The following is a 19,315-nucleotide window of genomic DNA, read 5'->3' on the forward strand; positions in this document are numbered from 1 at the left end:
TACCGCCATCGGCAGGCGAGGTTCGCGGTCGCGGCTTACGCCGCTCCTACCCCAAAGCACAGCGGAAGGCGGAGCAAGAACAAAGCCTCCCCAGCCCCAAAGAAAAAGCCCGCCATTCGGCGGGCCTTTCCCAAACATCAAGACTAGCGTCAACCCACCGGCTTGGCCGCAACCACCGGCGGCTCATCGTCATGGCGCACGACCTTCGGCACCTCGTCGAGCTTGTCGCCCAGGATGCGCCGCACCACCACGTAGAACACCGGGATCAGCAGCACGCCCAGGAAGGTCGCGAACATCATGCCGCCGATCACGCCGGTGCCGATCGCGTGACGCGAGTTGGCGCCGGCGCCGGACGAGATCGCCATCGGGACCACGCCCATGATGAAGGCGAACGAGGTCATCAGGATCGGGCGGAAACGCAGCTTGCAGGCTTCGATCGTCGCCTCGCGCAAAGTCTTGCCGGCTTGGCGCTGCTCGATCGCGAACTCCACGATCAGGATCGCGTTCTTCGCCGCCAGGCCGATCACCGTGATCAGGCCGATCTTGAAGTAGATGTCGTTGGGCAGGCCGCGCAGCAGCGAGAACACCACCGCGCCGAGCACGCCCAGCGGCACCACCAGCAGCACCGCCACCGGCACCGACCAGCTTTCGTACAAGGCGGCCAGGCACAGGAACACCACCAGGATCGACAGCACCATCAGCATCGGCGCCTGGTTGCCCGACAGGATTTCCTGATAGGACTGACCGGTCCAGTCGTAGCCGAAGCCTTCCGGCAGATCGTTGTCGACGATCGCCTGCATCGCGTTCATCGCTTCGCCCGAGCTGTGTCCGGGCGCCTGCGAACCGACGATCTCGACCGCCGAGTAGCCGTTGTAGCGGGTCAGCGACGGCGAAGCCATGATCCACTTGCTGTGGACCACGTTGGTCAGCGGGATCATCGCGTTGGTGGTCGCGTCGGCCGAATCGCCCACGGTCGACGGATTGGGCGTGAAGAACCGGCTCAGCGCTTCCGGGCCGGTGCGGTACTGCGCATCGGCCTGCATGGTCACGCGCTTGATGCGGCCGTTGTCGACGAAGTCGTTGACGTACACCGGCGCCAGCATCAGCTGGATCGAGCTGTAGATGTCGTTCACCGACAAGCCCATCGCCTGGGCCTGGATGCGGTCGACGTCGAGCTTGAGCTGCGGCGAATCTTCCTGCGTGTTCGGACGCACGCCGACCAGCGCCTTGTTCTCGCCGGCCTTGCCGAGCAGGATGTTGCGGGCCTCGGTCAGCGCCTCGCGACCCTTGCCGCCGCGGTCCTGCAGGTACATGTCGAAGCCGCCGAACGAACCCAGGCCGCTCACGGTCGGCAGGTTGATCACGAAGATCTGCGCGTCGCGGATGCCGTACAGGGCGCCGTTGGCGTTCTGGATGAACGCGGCCGCGTCGATCTTGCGCTCGTCCCAGGGCTTCAGGCGGACGAAGGCCATGCCCATGTTCTCGCCCTGGCCGACGAAGCTGAAGCCGGCGACTTCCATCATGCCGTCGTAGCCTTCCTGCTTCTCCAGGGTCGAACGCATGGTGTCGAACACGGCCTGGGTGCGGCGCATGGTCGCGCCCGGCGGCAGCTGCACCAGCGCCAGCGCGTAGCCCTGGTCTTCTTCCGGCAGGAAGCTGCCCGGCAACTTGGTGAACAGGAAGCCGCACAACACCGCCAGCGCCAAGAACACCGCCATCCAGCGCGGCGCGTGCTTGACCGCGCTGCCGATGTGGCCGACGTAGGTGCCGGCGACCTTGTTGTAGACCGTGTTGAAGCCGCGGAAGACGAAGTTCGACTTATGGTGCTCGGTCGGCTTGAGCATGCTCGCGCACAGCGCCGGGGTGAAGCCCAGGGCCAGGAACGCCGAGAAGCCCATCGCCATGGCGATGGTGATCGCGAACTGCTTGTAGATCTCGCCCGCCGAACCGCCCTGGAAGGCGCTGGGGATGAACACCGCCGCCAGCACCACCGTGATCGCGACGACCGCGCCGCTGATCTGGCTCATCGCCTTGATCGTGGCCTGGCGCGCGTTGAGGCCTTCCTCGGTCATGATGCGTTCGACGTTCTCGATCACCACGATCGCGTCGTCGACCACGATGCCGATCGCCAGCACCATGCCGAACAGACTGAGCTGGTTGATGGTGAACCCGAGCAGGTACATGCCCAGGAACGTGCCCATCAGCGCGATCGGAATGACCAGGGTCGGGATCAGCGTGGCGCGGAAGTTCTGCAGGAAGATCAGCATCACCAGGAACACCAGCGCGATCGCCTCGAGCAGGGTCTTGACGACTTCCTCCACCGAGATCCGGACGAAGGTCGAGGTGTCGTAGGGCGAGAACCAGGTCACGCCCTGCGGAAAGCTGGACTGCAACTCGTCCATGCGCTTGCGCACCGCTTCGGCCACGCCCAGGGCGTTGGCGCCGGGAGTGAGCAGCACCGCGAACGCGCCGGTCGGGGCACCGTTCCAGCGCGCCTCGAAGCCGTAGGACTGCGAACCGACCTTGATCCGGGCCACGTCCTTCAGGCGCACCGTGGTGCCGTCGGCGTTGGCGCGCAGGATGATGTTGCCGAACTCCTCCGGCGTGCTGAAACGGCCCTCGGCCGACACCGTGGCGGTGTAGGCCTGATCCTGCGGCGAGGGCTCGGCGCCGATCGAACCGGCGGCGAACTGCACGTTCTGGCCGCGCACCGCGTTCAGCACCTGGGTGGCCGAGAGGCCGTAACCCTGCAGCTGTTCGGGGTTGAGCCAGATGTTCATGGCGTATTCGCTGCCGAACTGCTGGGTGCTGCCGACGCCGGGCACGCGCGCGATCTGGTCGAGCACGCGCGAACCGATCATGTCGCTGAGTGCGTTGGTGTCCACGCCCGGATTCTCCGAACGCAGCGCGATCACCATCAGGAAGTTCGAGTTCGACTTGGCCACCACCACGCCCTGCCGGGTCACTTCTTCCGGCAGTCGCGGCGTCGCCAGGGCGACCTTGTTCTGTACCTGCACCTGGGCGATGTCCGGATCGGTGCCCGGCGCGAAGGTCAGGGTGATCGAGGAGCCGCCCGAGGCGCTGGACGAAGAGCTGAAGTAGTCGAGGTTGTCGATACCGGTCAGCTGCTGCTCGATCACCTGGGTGACCGCGCCTTCGGCGGTTTCGGCGCTGGCGCCGGGGTAGCTGGCCGAAATGCCCACCTGCGGCGGGGCGATGTTCGGGTACGACTCGACACCGAGGCTGAAGATCGCGAGCACACCGCCGAGCGTGATCAGGATCGCGATGACCCAGGCGAAGACCGGGTGATTGATGAAGAATCTGGACATGGCGGTCGCTCAGTCCTTTGCCGCCGGCGCCGGGCCGGCGGCGGGCTTGCCCTTGGCGGCCTCGGGCTGCCACGGCGTGGCCTTGGCCGCTTCGCCGGGCACGGCGCGCTGGATGCCGGAGACCACCACCTGATCGCCCGCGGCCAGACCGTTGCTGATCACCCAGTTGCCGGCCTGGCTGCGGTCGGCGGTCACGCCCTTGCGGGCGACCTTGCCGTCGCCGCCGACCACCAGCACGTAGGAGCCGGCGGCGTCGCGTTGCAACGCGGCCTGCGGCACCAGGTAGGCGTTGGCCTGGTTGCCCAGGGTCGCCTTCAGGGTCACGTAGGTGCCGGGCAGCAGGGTCTTGTCCGGATTCGGGACGCGCGCGCGCAGCGCGATCGCACCGGTGGCCGGATCGACCACGTCGCCGGAGAAGTCCAAGGTGCCCGGGCGCTGGTAGACGGTGCCGTCGGGCAGGATCACCTGCACCTGGGTCTCGCTCTGACTCTGGCCGCCCAGGGCACGGCGAATCTGTTCCAGCTCGGAGACGCCGAGCGAGAAGTTCACGTACAGCTGGTCGATCTGGTCGACCGTGGTCAACAGTGTTGCGGTGCCCTGCCCGACCAGCGCGCCCTCGGTGACCTGCTGCTTGCCGGCGCGGCCGTTGATCGGCGAGCGCACCGTCGCGTAACCCAGGTTGATGCGCGCATTGGCCAGCGCGGCCTCGGCCTGCTTCACCGCGGCCGAGCCGCTGCGTTCGGCGGCGAGCGCGTTGTCGAGGTCGGAGCGCGAGATGAACTTCTCCGGCGCCAGGCGGCGCGCGCGATCGGCGGCGGCCTTGGCGTTGGCGTAGTTGGCCTGTGCCGACGCCAGCGAGGCCTGGGCCTGGCCGACTTCGGCCCGCATCTGCGCAGGATCGATTTCGAACAGCACCTGGCCTTCGCGCACGTCGCTGCCTTCCTCGTACACGCGACGCTGCAGCACACCCGGCACGCGGGCGCGCACGTCGGCGCTGCGGTAGGACGCCAGGCGGCCGACCAGGTCCTTCTGCAGCGGCACGCTCGCCGGCTGCACCTTGATCACGCCCAGCTCCGGCGGAGGCGGCGCGCCGCCGGCTTGTTCGTTGCCGCCGCCACAGGCGGAGAGAGCGAGTGCCAACGCAGCGGCCAGGGCCACGGAGCGCGGGTTCATGATCATGGGTAGGACTCCGATTCCATCGTTCTAGAGCGTGCCCGCTCGGTAATTGTTCTAATTCCTATACTCGAAAGTCTAACATTCTGATATTCGCCCCCACCCCCCATAAGTCACGGGATAAGCGCTATTTCGACACGTTGAGAAGGTGCGAAAAGTGCCTTGGTTCGGGCTGGAATGTGTAGGGGAGCCGGCCCCAGCACGGCGCATCCAGGCGCTGCTGCAATAAGCGGAAATTGTCGTCGCGCCGATCCATGTGCGGGTCTATCTCGTTGCCGATCCAACCGATCAACTGCAGGCCGTCGGCTGCGATCGCGCGCGCCGTCAGGCGCGCGTGATTGATGCAGCCTAGCCGCATTCCGACCACCAGCACCACCGCCGCGCCCAATTCGCGCGCCAGGTCGGCCTGGTCCAAGCTCGCCGACAGCGGCGCGGCCCAGCCGCCCACGCCCTCGACCACCACCACATCGGCTTGCGCGGCCAGGCGCGCGTGCGCGGCCAGCAAGATCGGCAGCGCGATCTCGACACCGTCCTGCGCGGCAGCCAGTTCCGGCGCCAACGGCGCATGCAGCGCATAGGGATTGACGTCGGCATAGGCCGGCGTCGGCGAACTGGCCGCCTGCAGCAGCAGCGCGTCTTCATTGCGCAGGCCCTCGGCGCTGACCTCGCAGCCGCTGGCGACCGGCTTCATGCCGACCGCGCGCAACCCCTGGGCGCGCAGCGCATGCAGCAAGGTTGCGCTGGCATGCGATTTGCCGATGCCGGTGTCGGTGCCGGTGATGAAGTAACTGCGCGCGCTCAAGCCGGAACTGCCATGGACGGTGCGATGCACAAGTCGCTCTTGACCCTGCCGGTGAACATCGCCATCGCACTGGAAACCATGCGCAGGGGATACACGAAGCAGAATACGAAGGCCGGCCACCGTCGCAGGGCTTCGCGCAATTCGGCCACGGTATCGGGCAGAGCGTCGAACAGGCTCGCCCGCTTCGTCAGCGAGAACGCGAGTGCGGCAGCGCCGAAGCTTTCCGGCCGCGTCGCCTGACGGCCGCGTTCGCGGAAAGCGGGCGGGGTCTGGGCGGGCTCGGTCATCGGCGTTCCCAGGGGCGGAGTCCGGCCATGGTAATACCCCGGCGTGCCGCTGCTACACTCGCGATATGTTCGCCGCCAACCCCCTGTCCGGCAGCAAGCCGGAACAATACGAGCTGCTCCTGGCCCAGGCGCGCGCCCTGATCGAGGGCGAAAGCGACCGCGTCGCCAACGCCGCCAACCTGTCGGCGCTGGTCTACCACGCCTTGCCGGACCTCAACTGGGTCGGGTTCTACTTCTACGACGGCCGCGAGCTGGTGGTCGGCCCGTTCCAGGGCCTGCCGGCCTGCATCCGCATCCCGCTCGACAAGGGCGTGTGCGGCGCCGCGGCCTCCAGCGGCCAGACCCAGCGCATCGCCGACGTGCACCGCTTCCCGGGCCATATCGCCTGCGATTCGGCGTCCAACTCCGAGCTGGTGGTGCCGCTGTCCCTGGACGGCCGGTTGATCGGCGTGTTCGACCTGGACAGCCCCAAGCTCGACCGCTTCGACGCCGACGACCAGCGCGGCCTGGAAGCGATCGCGCAGGCTTTCGTGGAGTCGCTGCGATGACCGCGGCCAAGCTACGCAACATCGGTCCCAAGAGCGCGGCCTGGCTGCGCCAGGTCGGCCTGCGCTCCTACGAGGACATCGCCGCGGTCGGCACCGTCGAAGCCTTCATGCGCGTCAAGCGCGCCGGCTTCAAGCCGACCCTGAACCTGCTGTACGCGATCGAAGGCGCGCTGCTGAACTGCCACTGGCAGGAGGTCCCGGACACGCGCCGCAACGAACTGATCGCCGCCGCCGAAGCCGCCACCGCGCTGCTGCCCGCGCCGCGCAACCGCCCGGCCGCCGGCCCGGTGCGGACCACGGTGCTGACCGAAGACACGGTCGCGATGCCGCCCTCGTACGACGACGGCTATGACGACGAGCCCGCGGCCGAAGGGCGGGACGAGGCCGAAGAGCGCGAGTAACGCACTCGCGCCGCCCCGCGCCGAACCCTTCTCCCGCTCGCGGGAGAAGGTGCCCGAAGGGCGGATGAGGGCACGCTGCGGGTTTGAACACCGCACTCGCGCTGCCCTCACCCCAACCCCTCTCCCGCAAGCGGGAGAGGGGCTGACAGCACCGCCTCCCCTTCAAACCCCAGCCCTTTTGGCCCCACCGCCCCCGATCGCGTAGACTGCGCGCGCTTCGAGGTGACCCACGGCATCCGCCGCACGGGTTGAAACGGGAAGCCGGTGACGCCCCAGCGCTCCTTGAGCGCGACCGGGCCAGCCCGGCACTGCCCCCGCAACGGTAAGCGAGTCGACCGCGGCAACCGCCACTGTGCATAGGCACGGGAAGGCGCCGCGGGCGGGGCCACGGCCCCGGCTCGCGAGTCCGGAGACCGGCCACGACGCGCGACTGGTTGCGATGCGGAGGGCGTCGCGGCGGCGACCGTCGGCGCGTCCAGCGCCCGCATTCGCGGCCTCTCTCTCCTCGCGACTCCCCTGATCGACGGCGCGGCACGAACGCCGCGCCTCTGGAGTAGTGCTCATGCGTGTTCCGAACCTGTCCCTGGCCATCGCCATGGCTCTCGCCCTGCCCGCTCTCGCCCAGGCGCAGACCCACGACGAGGCCACCGACCTCGACAATGTCGTCGTCACCGCGACCCGCACCGCGATCAGCGCCAACGACGCGCTGTCGCCGGTCGAAGTGATTACCCGCGACGACATCGCCCGCAGCCAGGCGCGCTCGCTGCCCGACCTGCTGCGCGGCCGCGCCGGCATCTCCATCGGCAACCAGGGCGGCCTGGGCAAGCTGACCACGCTGTCGCTGCGCGGCAGCGAGACCGATCACGTGCTGGTCCTGGTCGATGGCATCCGCATCGGCTCGCCGACCTCCGGCCTGGCCTCGTTCCAGGATCTGCCGGTGGCGCTGATCGACCGCGTCGAGATCGTGCGCGGCCCGCGCTCCAGCCTGTACGGCGCCGACGCCATCGGCGGCGTGATCCAGATCTTCACCCGCCGCGATCGCGGCGCGGTCGCACCGCGCGCCAGCGTCACCGTCGGCAGCCACGGCGACCGCGAAGCCAGCGCCGGCGTCGGCGGCCGCATCGGCCGCGGCTGGTTCGGCGCCGACGCCGCCTACCAGCGCACCGACGGCATCAACGCCTGCAACGGCTCCAGCACCCTGTTCGCCGGCTGCTTTACCGAAGAGCCCGACCGCGACGGCTACCGCAGCCGCTCGCTGTCGCTGCGCGGCGGCTTCGACGCCACCGACGCGCTCAGCTTCGAAGGCCATGCCCTGCGCGCCGAAGGCGAGAACGAGTACGACGGCAGCTTCGTCAACTACTCCGAAGTCGTGCAGCAGGTGATCGGGGGCAAGGCCACCTGGCGTCCGTCCGAAGCCGTGCGCCTGCAGTTCAGCGCCGGCCGCAACCGCGATTCGTCGGACAACTTCCTCGGCAGCACGCCCAACGGTTTCTTCTCCACCGACCGCGACAGCGTCGCCCTGCAAGGCGATTTCGGCGTCGGCGAAGGCCAACTGATCAGCGTGGGCTTCGACTGGCTGCGCGACCGCGTCGACAGCGATACCGCCTACGACGAGAGCGAGCGCGACAACCACGCCGGCTTCGTCCAATACCAGGGCCGCTTCGGCGCCCAGTCGCTCGAAGCCAGCCTGCGCCGCGACGACAACGAGCAGTTCGGCGGCCACACCACCGGCAGCATCGCCTGGGGCCTGGGCTTCGCCGAAAACTGGCGCCTGACCGCGGGCTACGGCACCGCGTTCAAGGCCCCGACCTTCAACGAACTCTACTACCCGTTCTTCGGCAACGCGGCGCTGCGCCCGGAAGAGTCCAAGACCTGGGAACTCGGCCTGGCCTACCGCGGCGAAGGCTTCAACGCGCGCATCGACGGCTTCAGCACCCAGGTCGACGACCTGATCGCCTACGACGCCTCGATTTTCCTGCCCAACAACATCGAGCGCGCACGCCTGCGCGGCGCCGAGATCGGCGTCGACACCACCGTCGCCGACTGGACCATCGCCGCCAGCGCCAGCTTCCTCGACAGCGAAAACCGGGTCGGCTTCTTCGCCGGCAACGACCTGCCGCGCCGGGCCAAGCGCAGCGCGCGCGTCGACATCGACCGCGCCTTCGGCGACTTCCGTTTCGGCGTGACCGCGGTCGCCTCGGGCGCCCGCTACGACGACGTCGCCAACACCCGCCTCGTCGCCGGCTACGGCACCCTCGACCTGCGCGCCGAATACGCGTTCACCCCGTCGTGGTCGCTGCAGGCGCGCGTGGCCAATGTGTTCGATCGCGACTACGAAACCGTCTCGTTCTACAACCAGCCCGGCCGCGAGTGGTTCCTGACCTTGCGCTACACGCCGGCCAACTGAGCCGGCGCCTGGCAGCATCCGAAAGCCCGGCCCCGCGCCGGGCTTTTCTTTGCCCGACGATGCGACACGGCGGCTCCGTCGCGCTCGCGGTCCACGACGCGGCCGCTGGATTGACAGGCATTGCCGTGGTCGCGAGCATCCACGCACTTCTTACGCAGAGCCCGCATGAGCAAGATCGGATCGGTCCGGGTCATCGTCTATCTCGCCGCCATCGCGACTCCCCTGTGCTTCGCATCCTGCCCGGGAGTCGGCCGTGCTTGAATTCCTGTTCGAACTGATCGTCGAGCTGATCCTGCAGATCGTCGGCGAGGTTCTGATCGAAATGGGCCTGCATTCGATGGCCAAGCCCTTGCGCAAGCGCCCTGACCCGTGGCTCGCGGCGCTGGGCTATGCCTTGCTGGGTGCGCTTGTGGGCTGGCTGAGCCTGCTGGTGTTCCCCGATCATCTGATGCGCGAGGAACACTGGCGCATCGCCAACCTGATCCTGACGCCGCTGCTGGCCGGCGCGGCGTTGGCCTGGCTCGGCGCGTGGCGAGCTAAGCGCGGGCAGATGCAGTTGCGCATCGACCGCTTCTCGTACGCCTACCTGTTCGCGCTGTGCATGGCGCTCGTGCGGTTTTCCTTCGCAGGCTGACGGACCACCGCACCGACAGCGTCAAGGCCCGGCCACCACCGCCCTGCGGATATAGGCCTGCGCCGCCTCGCGATCGCGCGCGGCTTCTTCGCCCAGCCAGGCGCGGAACTTGGCGATCTTGCCGCTGTGCTGGCGCGCGACCGGATAGGTCAGCCAGAACGCGCGGCCGTCGCCGGCGACGAAATCGTGCGCGGGCACCAGGCGACCGGCCGCGATCTCGCTGAAGAACACGATCGGCGAACCGATCGCGACGCCGTGCCCGGCCACCGCCGCGGCGATGTCGAGGTGCTCGGCGGAGAAATTGCTGCCGAAGCCGCCCGAGGGCACGACCGCGCCGTGGCCCTGGGCGCGGTACCACAGCGCCCACCAGTCCGGCCGCCCCAGTCGCGGCACCGCCGGCGCGCGTTGCGGATCGGCGATGCCGGCCGCGGCTTCCTTCAACGCCGGCGCGCACAGCGGCATGAAGATCGCGGGCAATAGTTCGATCGCCTGCAATCCCGGCCAGACGCCATGACCGTTGCGGATCGCCGCGTCGTAATGGCCCGCGCCCAGATCCTGCGCCGGCACCGACAGGTCCAGGTCGAACGCGATCTGCGGGTACAGCGCGCGGAAGCGACCCAGCTTCGGCGTCAGCCAACTGGTGCCCAGGGTCGGCAGCGTGGTCAGCGACAGCCGCGTCTCGTCCAGGTCCACGGCCTGCACGAAACTCGCACGCAATGCGGCGAAGGCGTTGATCGCCTCGCGCGCGACCAGCTCGCCGGATTCGGTCAGCTCGACCCGGTGCGGGTAGCGCCGGAACAGCGCCACGCCGATCTGCTCCTCCAGCCGCCGCACGTGGTAGCTCACCGAGGCCGAGGAGGTGTCGAGCTCCTGCGCGGCCTTGGCGAAACTGCCCAGCCGGGCCGCCGATTCGAAGGCCCGGATCGAGGACAAGGAGGGGAATCGGCGGCTGGCGACCATAAGTCTGACTTAGCCTGCAGGCCGATATTCGCGTCGTCAACCGCCATTCGGGCTGGCCATCATCCGCCTCACCGCACTCCCTCACGAGGCAAGCCATGGCCCGATCTCCCTCCTCCCTGGGCCCTCGTGCCGTCGCGACGGAGGCGCCGCGTATGCAGGAGCCGCCGGTTTCGCGCAGCCGCCGCGACCTCCTCGCCGGCCTCGCCCTGGCCGGCGGCGCCGCGGCGTTCGGCCTGCCCGCCTGGAGCCTGGCGTCCGCCGCGCCGGCCGGCGCCGGCCTGGGCCCGCACACCGACGACTGGACCTGGTTGCTCGGCAGTTGGGACGTGCGCCATCGGCGCCTGAAGGAACGCCTGGTCGGCAGCACCGACTGGGAAGACTTCGCCGGCAAGAGCACGCTGTGGATGAGCCTGGGCGGCCTGGGCACCATCGACGACAACATCGTCGACCTGCCCGGCGGCAGCTATCGCGGACTGACTTTGCGCGCGTTCGACCGCGCCAGCGGCCAGTGGTCGATCTGGTGGCTGGACGGACGCAAGCCGACGCACATCGACCCGCCCGTACGCGGCGGCTTCGACGGAGACAGCGGTCGCTTCATCGGCCGCGACACCCTGCGCGGCCGCCCGATCCTGATGCGTTTCCGCTGGCTCGACATCCACAGCGAACTGCCCTGGTGGGAACAGGCGTTCTCCGCCGACGACGGCGCGACCTGGGAAGTGAACTGGCGCAACTACTTCACCCGCACCGCGGCGACCCCCAGCCCGCTGCCGAAACTCGCCGACGCGCCGCGCGACTTCGACTTCCTGGTCGGCGACTGGCAGGTCAGTCACCGGCGTTTGCGCAAGCGATTGGCGGGCAGCAAGGATTGGGACGAGTTCGGCGGCACGTTCAGCAACTGGCCGGTGCTCGGCGGGCACGGCAACGTCGGCGACAACCTCATGGAATTCCCCAGCGGCACCGTGCGCGGCATCGGCTTGCGCTCCTACGATCCGGACACGCGGCAGTGGCTGAGCTGGTGGCTGGACGGGCGCACGCCCACCTCGATCGCACCGCCCGTGCGCGGCGGTTTCGACGGCCACGGCGTCGGCACCTTCATCGGCGACGACATGCTCGACGGCAAACCGATCCGCACCCGCGTGCTGTGGTCGCGCATCACCCCGCGCTCGGCGCGTTGGGAACAGGCCTGCTCCGGCGACGGCGGCAAGACCTGGGAAACCAATTGGATCAGCGATTTCGTACGCAAGGGCTGAGCGCATGAGGACGATATCGGGATCGCGGCGTCGCGGTGGCTTCGTGCGTGCGTCCGCTTGCGCCACAGCGATGGCGGGCGCGTGCCTCGCGCTGAACGATGCCGCGATCGCAGGCGCTTCGGACGCTGCCGAGCCTTCGTCCTCGGCCATCGAAATCATCGGCACGCCCGAAGTATTCGCCCCGGGCATCGCCTCGACCGGCTACGCGGAGATCCGTCTCACCCTCAGCCCGGACGGCCGCACCGCACTGTGGTTCAGCCGCAACCGCCCCGGCGGCGCGGGCGGCTACGACATCTGGATCTCGCGCCGCGGCATCCGAGGCTGGAACGCAGCCACGCCGGCACCCTTCAACTCGCCGACCCGCGACTTCGATCCCGCGTTCTCCTCCGACGGTCGTTACGTCTACTTCTGCTCGGACCGCCCCGGCGGCCTCGGCGGCGACGATCTCTGGCGAGTCGCCGTCGATGCAGACGGTTTCGGCACGCCCGAACCCCTGGGCCCGGCCGTGAACAGCGCCGGCAACGAGTTCGCGCCCATGCTCTCGGCCGACCGAGCGCGTCTGCTGTTCTCCAGCGACCGCCCCGGCGGCGCCGGCGGCCACGACCTCTACGTCGCCCGACAAATAGCCGGCCACTTCGAAGCCGCGCAACGACTGGCTGGCGCCATCAACACCAGCGCCCATGACTTCGACGCCAGCTATCTCTCCGACGACGCCAGCATCGTCTTCTCGCGCACCCCGGACTTCAGCGACGGCCGCGTCGACCTCTACCTGGCAGCGCCGCAAGGCGAGCGCTACGATGCCGGCGACCTGCTGCCGCTGACCGTCAACAGCCGCGACACCAACAGCTACGGACCGATGCGCGACTGGTCCCAGCCGGATCGCTTCACCTACTCGGCCCAACGCGACGGCGCGCAGAGCATGGACTTGTACCTGGTTCGCTATCGCCTGCCGTCACGGATCGCCGACAGCGTGCGCGAGGACTCGGCGGACAACGCCCCAAGACGGTAGGCTCGCACGCACAACGGACCGGTCGACAGCCACCGTACGCCTGCTAAGCGAGGAGCCCGCCGCGATGATGGACACCCTCATAACCGCCCTGCTCTGGCTCGGCGCGATCGGCTGCGGCCTGCTCGCCGGCGTGTTCTTCGCCTTCTCGGTCTTCGTCATGACCGCCCTGGGCAGCATCGTCCCCGCCTACGGCATCGCCGCGATGAACGCGATCAACCGCGTGATCCTGCGCTCGCTGTTCATGCCGGTGTTCTGGCTCACGACACTGACGAGCCTGATGCTGGCCGGCGTCGGAATCGTGCACAGCAGCGAACCCGGCGCCCTGGCCATGCTCATCGGCGGCGCCGCGCATTTCCTGGGCATGTTCGTCTGCACGGTGGCGCTCAACGTGCCGCTCAACAATGCCCTGGCCGCGGTGGATCCTGCCGGCGAAGCGGCGCTGCCGGTCTGGCAGCGCTACCTGCGCGATTGGACGCGTTGGAATCATGTGCGCACGGTGGCGTGCACGCTCGCGAGCGCGATGTTCGTGCTGGCCATGGTGGAGCGCGCCGCGCCGGTCTAACGCAGCGCTCGGCTTGAAGCCAGCGAGCGAAAACCGCTACGGCGACGCCTCAGCTCAAAGCCTGCCCGTCTGCTTCTGCTCGGCGACATACCAGTCGTCGACGATCTTGCCGCCGCGCACCTTGTAGATCGAAAGTCCCTCCGAGACAGTGCCGTCCTTCTGGGTCGCGTGATCGTGGCTGACCACCCACTCGCCCACCGCCATGCCCTCGAGCGTCTCGATCCGCGCCGGCCGCTCGGCGAACATCTGGCGGAGCGCGCGTTGGGGTCTGGCCGCTGACCCAGTAGTACGGGCCGCCCGTGGTGGGCTTGGGCGTAGACGCGTTGGCCAGCAGCATCTCACCGCCGCCGCTCGGAATTTCCAGCTGAACGCCGTGCCAGAACTCCACGGCTTCGAAATATGTCACCCCGATTTTGATGCTCGCCGGCCTGGCTTCATGCGGCGCAGTGGCGGAACACTTCGCGGGACGCCCCACCATGCGAGGTACGTCCAGATCCCAATCCGCCATCAGCAAATCGTTTCGCGAGTAGCCCTTGCGATTGCCCACGCTAAAGCTTCGACCCAGCGACACCGGTAGCGAAGAATTGCCGGGCACCGAGATATCCAAGTTCGAGAACGAAAGGCCACCGGTGTAGAAGTTGACTTGATCGCCCAGCAAATCGGAGCCCATGACGCCCACATTTCCGCGGTCCTTAGTCAGTTTTTCGTACTCCTCCCAGGGCTTATTCGCCTCCTGAGCGCGGAGCGGCGCAGCGAAGGCGCCGAAAGCAAGCACCATGACCAGGGCTTTCAGGCCCATCCCGCCGCTGAGCCCCTGCAAAGCCTTCTTCAAGACCACGCAGCAGGGCGAGATCATGATGACAGCGTGTTCGCCGTCCATAGTGGACTGCCGCACATCGACACCGGACGCCGGAGCGGCCGGTACGGAAACGAAATGGAATTGCATGCGATGGATGCTCTCGCCGGGCCGAACGGCTCGGACTGCGATGGTGAACTCGAAACCGGCGTCGCCGGCTCCGCTTATCTTCGCTGCGCAGTTTATCGATAAGCGTCGAAAGTGTTTCGATCAAGAAGTCGCTGAAGCTGGCACACACTCAAAGCATTCGTGCTCTTAGGCTTCGCTCTCTCGACTCTCAGCTGGAGACACACATACGCCATCTGTTTCCACGCGAACAATCACCTCGCGCACGCCCAAATCTTTCCGAACCCTGAATGCATGCACGCGCACCACGACGGTGGCCGGCTGGATGCTTGTTCGCATCGCTCGCATGGGCGCTCAGCGGATTCTTGTCGTCTGATTACTTGAGACCGCGCCCGCGGCCACCCTACCCGTCACTACGTTGTCGCTGCCGATGGCGCAAACCGCCATCGGCAGCGAACCGGCACCACGGCTCGCCGCGGAGAGCGACAATGAGCCGCCGCCACTTCGGCGATCGCGGGATTTGGCCGCCTGGGTAGCGGCCTTATCGACCGGACAGATATCAACTCGCAGGACCGAAGCCCGCAGCGATTGCATTTCGGCCGATCCTGCCGGGAAATAGGGCCAGGCGCAGCGGGCCGCTGGCCGAAGGAGAGCCGCATGGATTCAACCCATTTGTTCGAGCTGGTGATTGTGATGTTTCTGGCGATCATCGCGCTGCACTATGTGGCCGATAAGCTCGGCCTGCCGCCCTCCGTGGGCCTGCTCGCCGGCGGCGCGGCGCTGGCCTTCCTGCCCGGTCTGCCGACCATCACGGTCGATCCTGAGCTGGTGCTGGTCATCTTCCTGCCGCCGCTGCTGCTGGACGGCGCCTGGTCCATTGCCGTGAGCCGGTTGCGCCGCCATCTCATCGGCATAGGCTCGATGGCGGTGGGCGCGGTGCTGTTCACCTGCCTCGTCGTGGCCGTGGTGACCCATTGGCTGATTCCGTCGCTGCCGTGGGCCGCCTGCGCGGCGCTCGGAGCGATCGTCTCGCCGCCCGATGCCGTTTCCGCGCGCTCGGTGCTGCAACGGGTGAAGCTGCCCCGGCGCCTGCAGATCCTGCTGGAGGGCGAAAGCCTGCTCAACGACGCGAGCGGCCTGGTGCTGTTCCGCTTCGCGATCGCCGCGGGCGTCACCGGCGCCTTCAGCGCGAGCGAAGCGGTCGGAAGTTTCTTCCTGTTGGCGCTGGGCGGCGTGGCGGTCGGCGCCGTGGTCGGCATGCTGTGGGTGAAGCTGGTACGCCGCCTCGGCGACGAATACCTGATCATCGCGGCCACCACGCTACTGGCATGGAGCTCCTACCTGCTCGGTGAAATGCTGCACGTCTCCGGCGTCATCGCCACCGTGACCACGGGCCTGATCGCGAGTTGGAACTCGAGCATCATTCTCTCGGCCTCGACCCGCATGCGCGGCACGTCGTTCTGGACCGTCCTGGTGTTTCTGATGGAAGCCTCGGTCTTCATCCTGATCGGGCTGTCGCTGCGCGGCGTGGTCGAACGCGGCGGCGGCTTCGGCGTCGTGGCTGCGACGATGGGATGGCACATCCTGGCGATTCTTGCCGCGCTCACCGTCGCACGTTTCGTCTGGGTGTTCGGTTCCGATCTGATCATCAAGCTTTGCAATGCGCTGGGACTCAAGCGCTACCAGCCCATCGGCGCACGCGGCTCGACGGTGCTGAGCTGGGCCGGCGTTCGCGGCGTGGTCACCCTGGCCCTGGCGCTGAGCGTGCCGGAAGGCTTCCCCGGCCGGGATTTCATTCTGGTGACCTCGTTCGCCGTCATTCTCGGGACCGTACTGCTGCAGGGCATGACCCTGGGGCGCGTGATCGCATGGGCAAGGCTGGCCGAGCCGGAAGCGGAAAAGCCGCGCATGACCATGAGCCAGGCCGAAGCCGCCATGGCGCAGGCGCAGTTCGCGACCGTTCGCGTCTTGGCCTACGACAGCGCCGGCGAACTCATCCATCCCAAGCTGTTGGCGCAGTACGAACGCAAGTCGGTGGCGATCGTCGACTACGCCGATCGCACGGAGCACTACACCCCGCTGATCCATGCCCATTTCGATGTGGTTCTGGAAGCGGTCGCCAGCGGACGCCGCGAACTCATCCGGCTGCACCGCGCCGGCGATATCGACGACGCGACGCTGCGCGAGCTGGAACGGGACCTGGATCTGGAAGAGCTGAGTGCGATTTCGGCCAAGGCCTAGCGGTGGCGCGCAGCGCTGTCAGCCGAGCCCAAGTACAGGACTGAGGACGACCCATGCAACTGCACAAGTCCACGCCGCAGTAACTTCGAGCCGACGGGACAGACCGCCGCTCACTCCACCGTAACGGAATTGTTTCCAACGGGGGTCAACCGTTTTCCCGGCGGACCCCTCATCGGCAGCGCTATCAACTTACTGGCAGAGCCCTTCTTAAGCTTGTAGCCCTTCGGCTGCTGCGGGATACGCCCGTCGCCCACGATTGGCTTCACGAAGCGGATTTCGAGCTGATGCTCCTTCGTATCCGCTAGGTACTTCACGTCGATCCGCTCGATCATGCCCCGGAGGTACTCCTTGCGCTCCTCCGGCGTCAGCTTCGACTTGAGCTTGACCTCATCGCCGAACGCTCTAACCCAATCCACCCACTTTCGCTCTTGAGCTTGGTTCCTGACACCCTCTCGAAGCGTCTCGATGCGAGCCTGGACGGCGGTTCGCTGCTCGCGCAACCGCTTCATGATTTGTGGGTACAGCTTCGCGTCGGTCTGTCCGAGCCTGTGCTCCACTTCCAGCTCGGCGATTGCTTCGTCCGCGCGTTGAAGCTCCTTCTCAGCCAGCTTGATGCTCTTCTCGTTCTTCTTCTGAGTGGCTTCGTAGCCGCTGTCCGGCGACACAATCCCGCCCACTAGCCTCTTCTTCACTTCTTCCTTGAGCAGACTCGACTTCGAGTGGATATCAACGACAACGTCCCATACCAACCTGTCCGCCTGCTCGATGTTCATTGACCGAGCGAATCCGCACCCATCCTTCTTGGAGTGCTTCATTCTCGGCTCGACGCCATCTCTCCAGTTACGCTCCTTCATCGGACAGTAGTAGAAGTGCTCGTTCTTGGCGGGCTTCGTCCTTGCGCCAAGAGGGGCATTACAGAACCCGCAGTACATCAGGTCGCGCAGAAGGTAGAAGTGCTTCGTTCGGTTCACCTGCCCCTTGCGTTCCAAGATGGCTTTCCGCTTCTCTTGCGCCGCCTGCCAGATTGCAGCAGGCACGATCGGGTTGCATTCAACGCGGAATTGTTCGTCCGACTTCTTATCGCGATACGTGTAATAGCCGACGTAGTGCGTGTTCTCCAGGATTTTAAGGATGGAGCCTAGCGTCCACGTTCCACCCCGCCTCGGAAGCACTCCGCTCTTGTCCAAGAACTTCTTGATGCCGTGAGTTGACTCGCCAGATGCGTAGCGCTGATAGATCTCCTTGACCTTGGTAGCCTCAGCCTTCTCGACCACCAGCTTCTTGCTATCAAGGCGATAGCCGAATGGAGGCGGACCGCCATGCCACTGGTTCTGCTTGACCCGGTGCAACTTACCTAACCGCGTGCGCTCCGCTCTGCCAGCGTTGTCGAACTCAGCCATTGCATCGAGAATTTGCTTCATCAACGTGTCGGATGCGTTGGTGAAGTCGTACGTCCCGTCTTTCGTGTAGAGCGTTACGCCATGCTTCTTGCATTGGTACCGAATCAGGGATGCGACGTTGTCATTGCGCGATAGGCGCGATTGGTCGTAAACGAAGATATGCTTCGCATCCCCGCTCATGACCTCGTTGACAAGCGCCTGCAGCACCGGACGCCCCGAGATGTCTTCATGATTGGAACTCTTGCCGCCCTCGTTCCAAACCCTTGCATCAAACCCTAGTGCCTTCGCGCGCTCGTGCCCTAGCTTCTCCTGAGAAGCCAGCGACGTGCCCTTATCCTCCTGTGCTGCCGTGGAGACGCGGGTGTATATGTGCAGAACGGGCAATGGCTTAGTGCGCGTCATTGAGGATATGTCTGATGCCCATTGCCGAGATGCTGATGTCTTTCTTCTCGCTCAACCACTTCTCGATGCCACGGTAGCTCGTGCCCTTTTTACGGAGCGACCGCATCTCGGCAATGATCTTCTGCTCGTCAGGCTTGGGGACTTTAACGAGGTCCACCACCTCGTAACCGAAGGCTCGGCGCCCTCCGGTGAACTTGCCTTGCGCCTTCTTGATCTGCTTGACCTCACGGATGCGGGTAGCGATCCGCTCCTTCTCGAACGTGGCGAACGCGGAAAGGATCGTGAAGACGATGGCGCCCACGCCGTTACCAGTAACGTCACCGCCCAGGTCGATGAAGTGGATATGGACCCCGCGCTCCTTCAGGTCGTGCAGGACATTAAGCGCGTTGCGGGTGTTGCGGAACGCTCGGTCCAGCTTAGGAAAGATGATCAGGTCGCCCTTCTGGACAAGCTGATAGAGCCGTCCGCCTTCCGGGCGCTCCTGAAACTCCACGCCTCCGCTGACACCCGCCTCTACGAAAACGTCCCCCTCGGACAGCTGCAAGCCCTTGGAGACAGCGTAAGCCTGTATTTGTCGGGACTGAGCCTCAAGGCTCTCGCCCTCCCTAGCCTGCGTCAGCGTCGAGACGCGCACGTACCCGTAAACCGCCATGCCCACCACCCCTTTACGGCGCTCCAAATGGAACAGCCCACGGGACTGAGCATGAATGTGAACGGACTAAAAGTAAAGTTTTATACTGTAAACTTTACATCCCGTAAAGTGCGCTACAGCGAGCTTTACGGCAGCCCCACTTTGAGAGAAGAGAAGTTCAGGCAAGTTTTCGACACGACCGGCTATCTCCGGCACTTCAATCACATGATGAGAATTGATGAAACGGAGGAGGCGACAGAGGCGGCATAGCCATTAAGGAAACGTGCCGCCACCGGAAGCCTCGATTGATGCCTTCACTCGGCGCAGATACCTACTGACTGTCGCTGCCAGCGCGTC

The 19,315-nt window shown here is 66.4% G+C and carries 17 protein-coding genes and 1 riboswitch; of the genes, 9 read left to right on the forward strand and 8 right to left on the reverse strand.

Annotation, left to right across the window (positions count from 1 at the left end; translation table 11 throughout):
- Positions 1 to 149: 149 nt before the first annotated feature.
- From ASE10_RS05875 to ASE10_RS05890, 4 genes are all read right to left on the reverse strand, one after another.
- The gene (locus ASE10_RS05875) at positions 150 to 3,329 is read right to left on the reverse strand and encodes a multidrug efflux RND transporter permease subunit (protein WP_055904317.1); all 3,180 of its coding nucleotides are present in this window, start codon (positions 3,327 to 3,329) and stop codon (positions 150 to 152) included.
- 9 nt (positions 3,330 to 3,338) lie between these two features.
- Positions 3,339 to 4,508 (reverse strand): efflux RND transporter periplasmic adaptor subunit, encoded by a 1,170-nt coding sequence (locus tag ASE10_RS05880; protein ID WP_055904320.1) that lies wholly within the window; start codon positions 4,506 to 4,508, stop codon positions 3,339 to 3,341.
- A gap of 121 nt (positions 4,509 to 4,629) precedes the next feature.
- On the reverse strand, positions 4,630 to 5,304 hold the full coding sequence (gene bioD / locus ASE10_RS05885; RefSeq protein WP_056100311.1) for a dethiobiotin synthase: 675 nt from the start codon (positions 5,302 to 5,304) through the stop codon (positions 4,630 to 4,632).
- On the reverse strand, positions 5,301 to 5,591 hold the full coding sequence (locus ASE10_RS05890) for a hypothetical protein (RefSeq protein WP_056305925.1): 291 nt from the start codon (positions 5,589 to 5,591) through the stop codon (positions 5,301 to 5,303). The genes bioD and ASE10_RS05890 overlap by 4 nt, the downstream gene beginning before the upstream one ends.
- A gap of 65 nt (positions 5,592 to 5,656) precedes the next feature.
- Between ASE10_RS05890 and ASE10_RS05895 the strand changes: the two genes are divergently transcribed.
- From ASE10_RS05895 to ASE10_RS05910, 4 genes are all read left to right on the forward strand, one after another.
- Positions 5,657 to 6,139: a GAF domain-containing protein gene (locus tag ASE10_RS05895; RefSeq protein ID WP_056100318.1), complete on the forward strand. Its 483-nt coding sequence runs from the start codon at positions 5,657 to 5,659 to the stop codon at positions 6,137 to 6,139.
- Positions 6,136 to 6,540, forward strand: coding sequence for a TfoX/Sxy family protein (locus ASE10_RS05900; RefSeq protein WP_055904327.1), 405 nt, complete (start codon positions 6,136 to 6,138; stop codon positions 6,538 to 6,540). The genes ASE10_RS05895 and ASE10_RS05900 overlap by 4 nt, the downstream gene beginning before the upstream one ends.
- A 203-nt stretch (positions 6,541 to 6,743) precedes the next feature.
- Positions 6,744 to 6,977: riboswitch (cobalamin riboswitch) on the forward strand.
- A gap of 125 nt (positions 6,978 to 7,102) precedes the next feature.
- Positions 7,103 to 8,947: a TonB-dependent vitamin B12 receptor gene (gene btuB / locus ASE10_RS05905; protein ID WP_056305927.1), complete on the forward strand. Its 1,845-nt coding sequence runs from the start codon at positions 7,103 to 7,105 to the stop codon at positions 8,945 to 8,947.
- 253 nt (positions 8,948 to 9,200) lie between these two features.
- Positions 9,201 to 9,581 carry a hypothetical protein gene (locus tag ASE10_RS05910; RefSeq protein ID WP_055904332.1) on the forward strand — a complete coding sequence of 127 codons (381 nt, stop codon included), beginning with the start codon at positions 9,201 to 9,203 and terminating at the stop codon, positions 9,579 to 9,581.
- Between the two features lie 21 nt (positions 9,582 to 9,602).
- Here ASE10_RS05910 and ASE10_RS05915 read toward each other — a convergent pair whose 3' ends face one another.
- Positions 9,603 to 10,514, reverse strand: a complete 912-nt coding sequence (locus ASE10_RS05915; RefSeq protein ID WP_235566473.1) for a LysR substrate-binding domain-containing protein — start codon at positions 10,512 to 10,514, stop codon at positions 9,603 to 9,605.
- 179 nt (positions 10,515 to 10,693) lie between these two features.
- On the opposite strand from ASE10_RS05915, the gene ASE10_RS05920 reads away from it, so the two are divergent.
- The 3 genes from ASE10_RS05920 (at position 10,694) to ASE10_RS05930 (ending at position 13,362) form a co-directional block, all read left to right on the forward strand.
- Entirely contained in the window at positions 10,694 to 11,791 is a 1,098-nt protein-coding gene (locus tag ASE10_RS05920; protein ID WP_056305929.1) for a hypothetical protein, read from the forward strand.
- A gap of 70 nt (positions 11,792 to 11,861) precedes the next feature.
- Entirely contained in the window at positions 11,862 to 12,800 is a 939-nt protein-coding gene (locus ASE10_RS05925) for a PD40 domain-containing protein (protein WP_056305930.1), read from the forward strand.
- Between the two features lie 67 nt (positions 12,801 to 12,867).
- The gene (locus tag ASE10_RS05930; RefSeq protein ID WP_200945842.1) at positions 12,868 to 13,362 is read left to right on the forward strand and encodes an anthrone oxygenase family protein; all 495 of its coding nucleotides are present in this window, start codon (positions 12,868 to 12,870) and stop codon (positions 13,360 to 13,362) included.
- Between the two features lie 49 nt (positions 13,363 to 13,411).
- On the opposite strand, the gene ASE10_RS20035 is transcribed toward ASE10_RS05930, so the two are convergent.
- Entirely contained in the window at positions 13,412 to 14,308 is an 897-nt protein-coding gene (locus ASE10_RS20035) for a hypothetical protein (RefSeq protein WP_157481051.1), read from the reverse strand.
- A 564-nt stretch (positions 14,309 to 14,872) separates the two neighbouring features.
- Between ASE10_RS20035 and ASE10_RS05945 the strand changes: the two genes are divergently transcribed.
- Positions 14,873 to 16,525: a Na+/H+ antiporter gene (locus ASE10_RS05945; protein ID WP_200949799.1), complete on the forward strand. Its 1,653-nt coding sequence runs from the start codon at positions 14,873 to 14,875 to the stop codon at positions 16,523 to 16,525.
- Between the two features lie 110 nt (positions 16,526 to 16,635).
- Here ASE10_RS05945 and ASE10_RS05950 read toward each other — a convergent pair whose 3' ends face one another.
- A complete protein-coding gene (locus ASE10_RS05950; RefSeq protein ID WP_056305934.1) occupies positions 16,636 to 18,327 on the reverse strand; it encodes a recombinase family protein in 1,692 nt (563 codons plus the stop codon).
- A complete protein-coding gene (locus ASE10_RS05955) occupies positions 18,314 to 19,006 on the reverse strand; it encodes a recombinase family protein (RefSeq protein ID WP_200949800.1) in 693 nt (230 codons plus the stop codon). The genes ASE10_RS05950 and ASE10_RS05955 overlap by 14 nt, the downstream gene beginning before the upstream one ends.
- Between ASE10_RS05955 and ASE10_RS20040 the strand changes: the two genes are divergently transcribed.
- Positions 19,007 to 19,228: a hypothetical protein gene (locus ASE10_RS20040; RefSeq protein WP_157481053.1), complete on the forward strand. Its 222-nt coding sequence runs from the start codon at positions 19,007 to 19,009 to the stop codon at positions 19,226 to 19,228. It abuts the gene before it with no gap.
- Positions 19,229 to 19,315 lie beyond the last annotated feature (87 nt).

Origin of the sequence: Lysobacter sp. Root76 (assembly GCF_001428685.1) — a bacterium.
Taxonomy (GTDB): Bacteria; Pseudomonadota; Gammaproteobacteria; order Xanthomonadales; family Xanthomonadaceae; genus Lysobacter.

Coding starts and splice junctions, on each gene's coding strand:
- ASE10_RS05920 (WP_056305929.1), top strand. CDS start 10,694: ATGCAGGAGCCGCCGGTTTCGCGCAGCCGCCGCGACCTCCTCGCCGGC.
- ASE10_RS05875 (WP_055904317.1), bottom strand. CDS start 3,329: ATGTCCAGATTCTTCATCAATCACCCGGTCTTCGCCTGGGTCATCGCG.
- ASE10_RS05930 (WP_200945842.1), top strand. CDS start 12,868: ATGGACACCCTCATAACCGCCCTGCTCTGGCTCGGCGCGATCGGCTGC.
- ASE10_RS05890 (WP_056305925.1), bottom strand. CDS start 5,591: ATGACCGAGCCCGCCCAGACCCCGCCCGCTTTCCGCGAACGCGGCCGT.
- ASE10_RS05900 (WP_055904327.1), top strand. CDS start 6,136: ATGACCGCGGCCAAGCTACGCAACATCGGTCCCAAGAGCGCGGCCTGG.
- ASE10_RS05880 (WP_055904320.1), bottom strand. CDS start 4,508: ATGATCATGAACCCGCGCTCCGTGGCCCTGGCCGCTGCGTTGGCACTC.
- ASE10_RS05950 (WP_056305934.1), bottom strand. CDS start 18,327: ATGACGCGCACTAAGCCATTGCCCGTTCTGCACATATACACCCGCGTC.
- btuB (WP_056305927.1), top strand. CDS start 7,103: ATGCGTGTTCCGAACCTGTCCCTGGCCATCGCCATGGCTCTCGCCCTG.
- ASE10_RS05895 (WP_056100318.1), top strand. CDS start 5,657: ATGTTCGCCGCCAACCCCCTGTCCGGCAGCAAGCCGGAACAATACGAG.
- ASE10_RS05925 (WP_056305930.1), top strand. CDS start 11,862: ATGGCGGGCGCGTGCCTCGCGCTGAACGATGCCGCGATCGCAGGCGCT.
- ASE10_RS20040 (WP_157481053.1), top strand. CDS start 19,007: ATGGAACAGCCCACGGGACTGAGCATGAATGTGAACGGACTAAAAGTA.
- ASE10_RS20035 (WP_157481051.1), bottom strand. CDS start 14,308: ATGCAATTCCATTTCGTTTCCGTACCGGCCGCTCCGGCGTCCGGTGTC.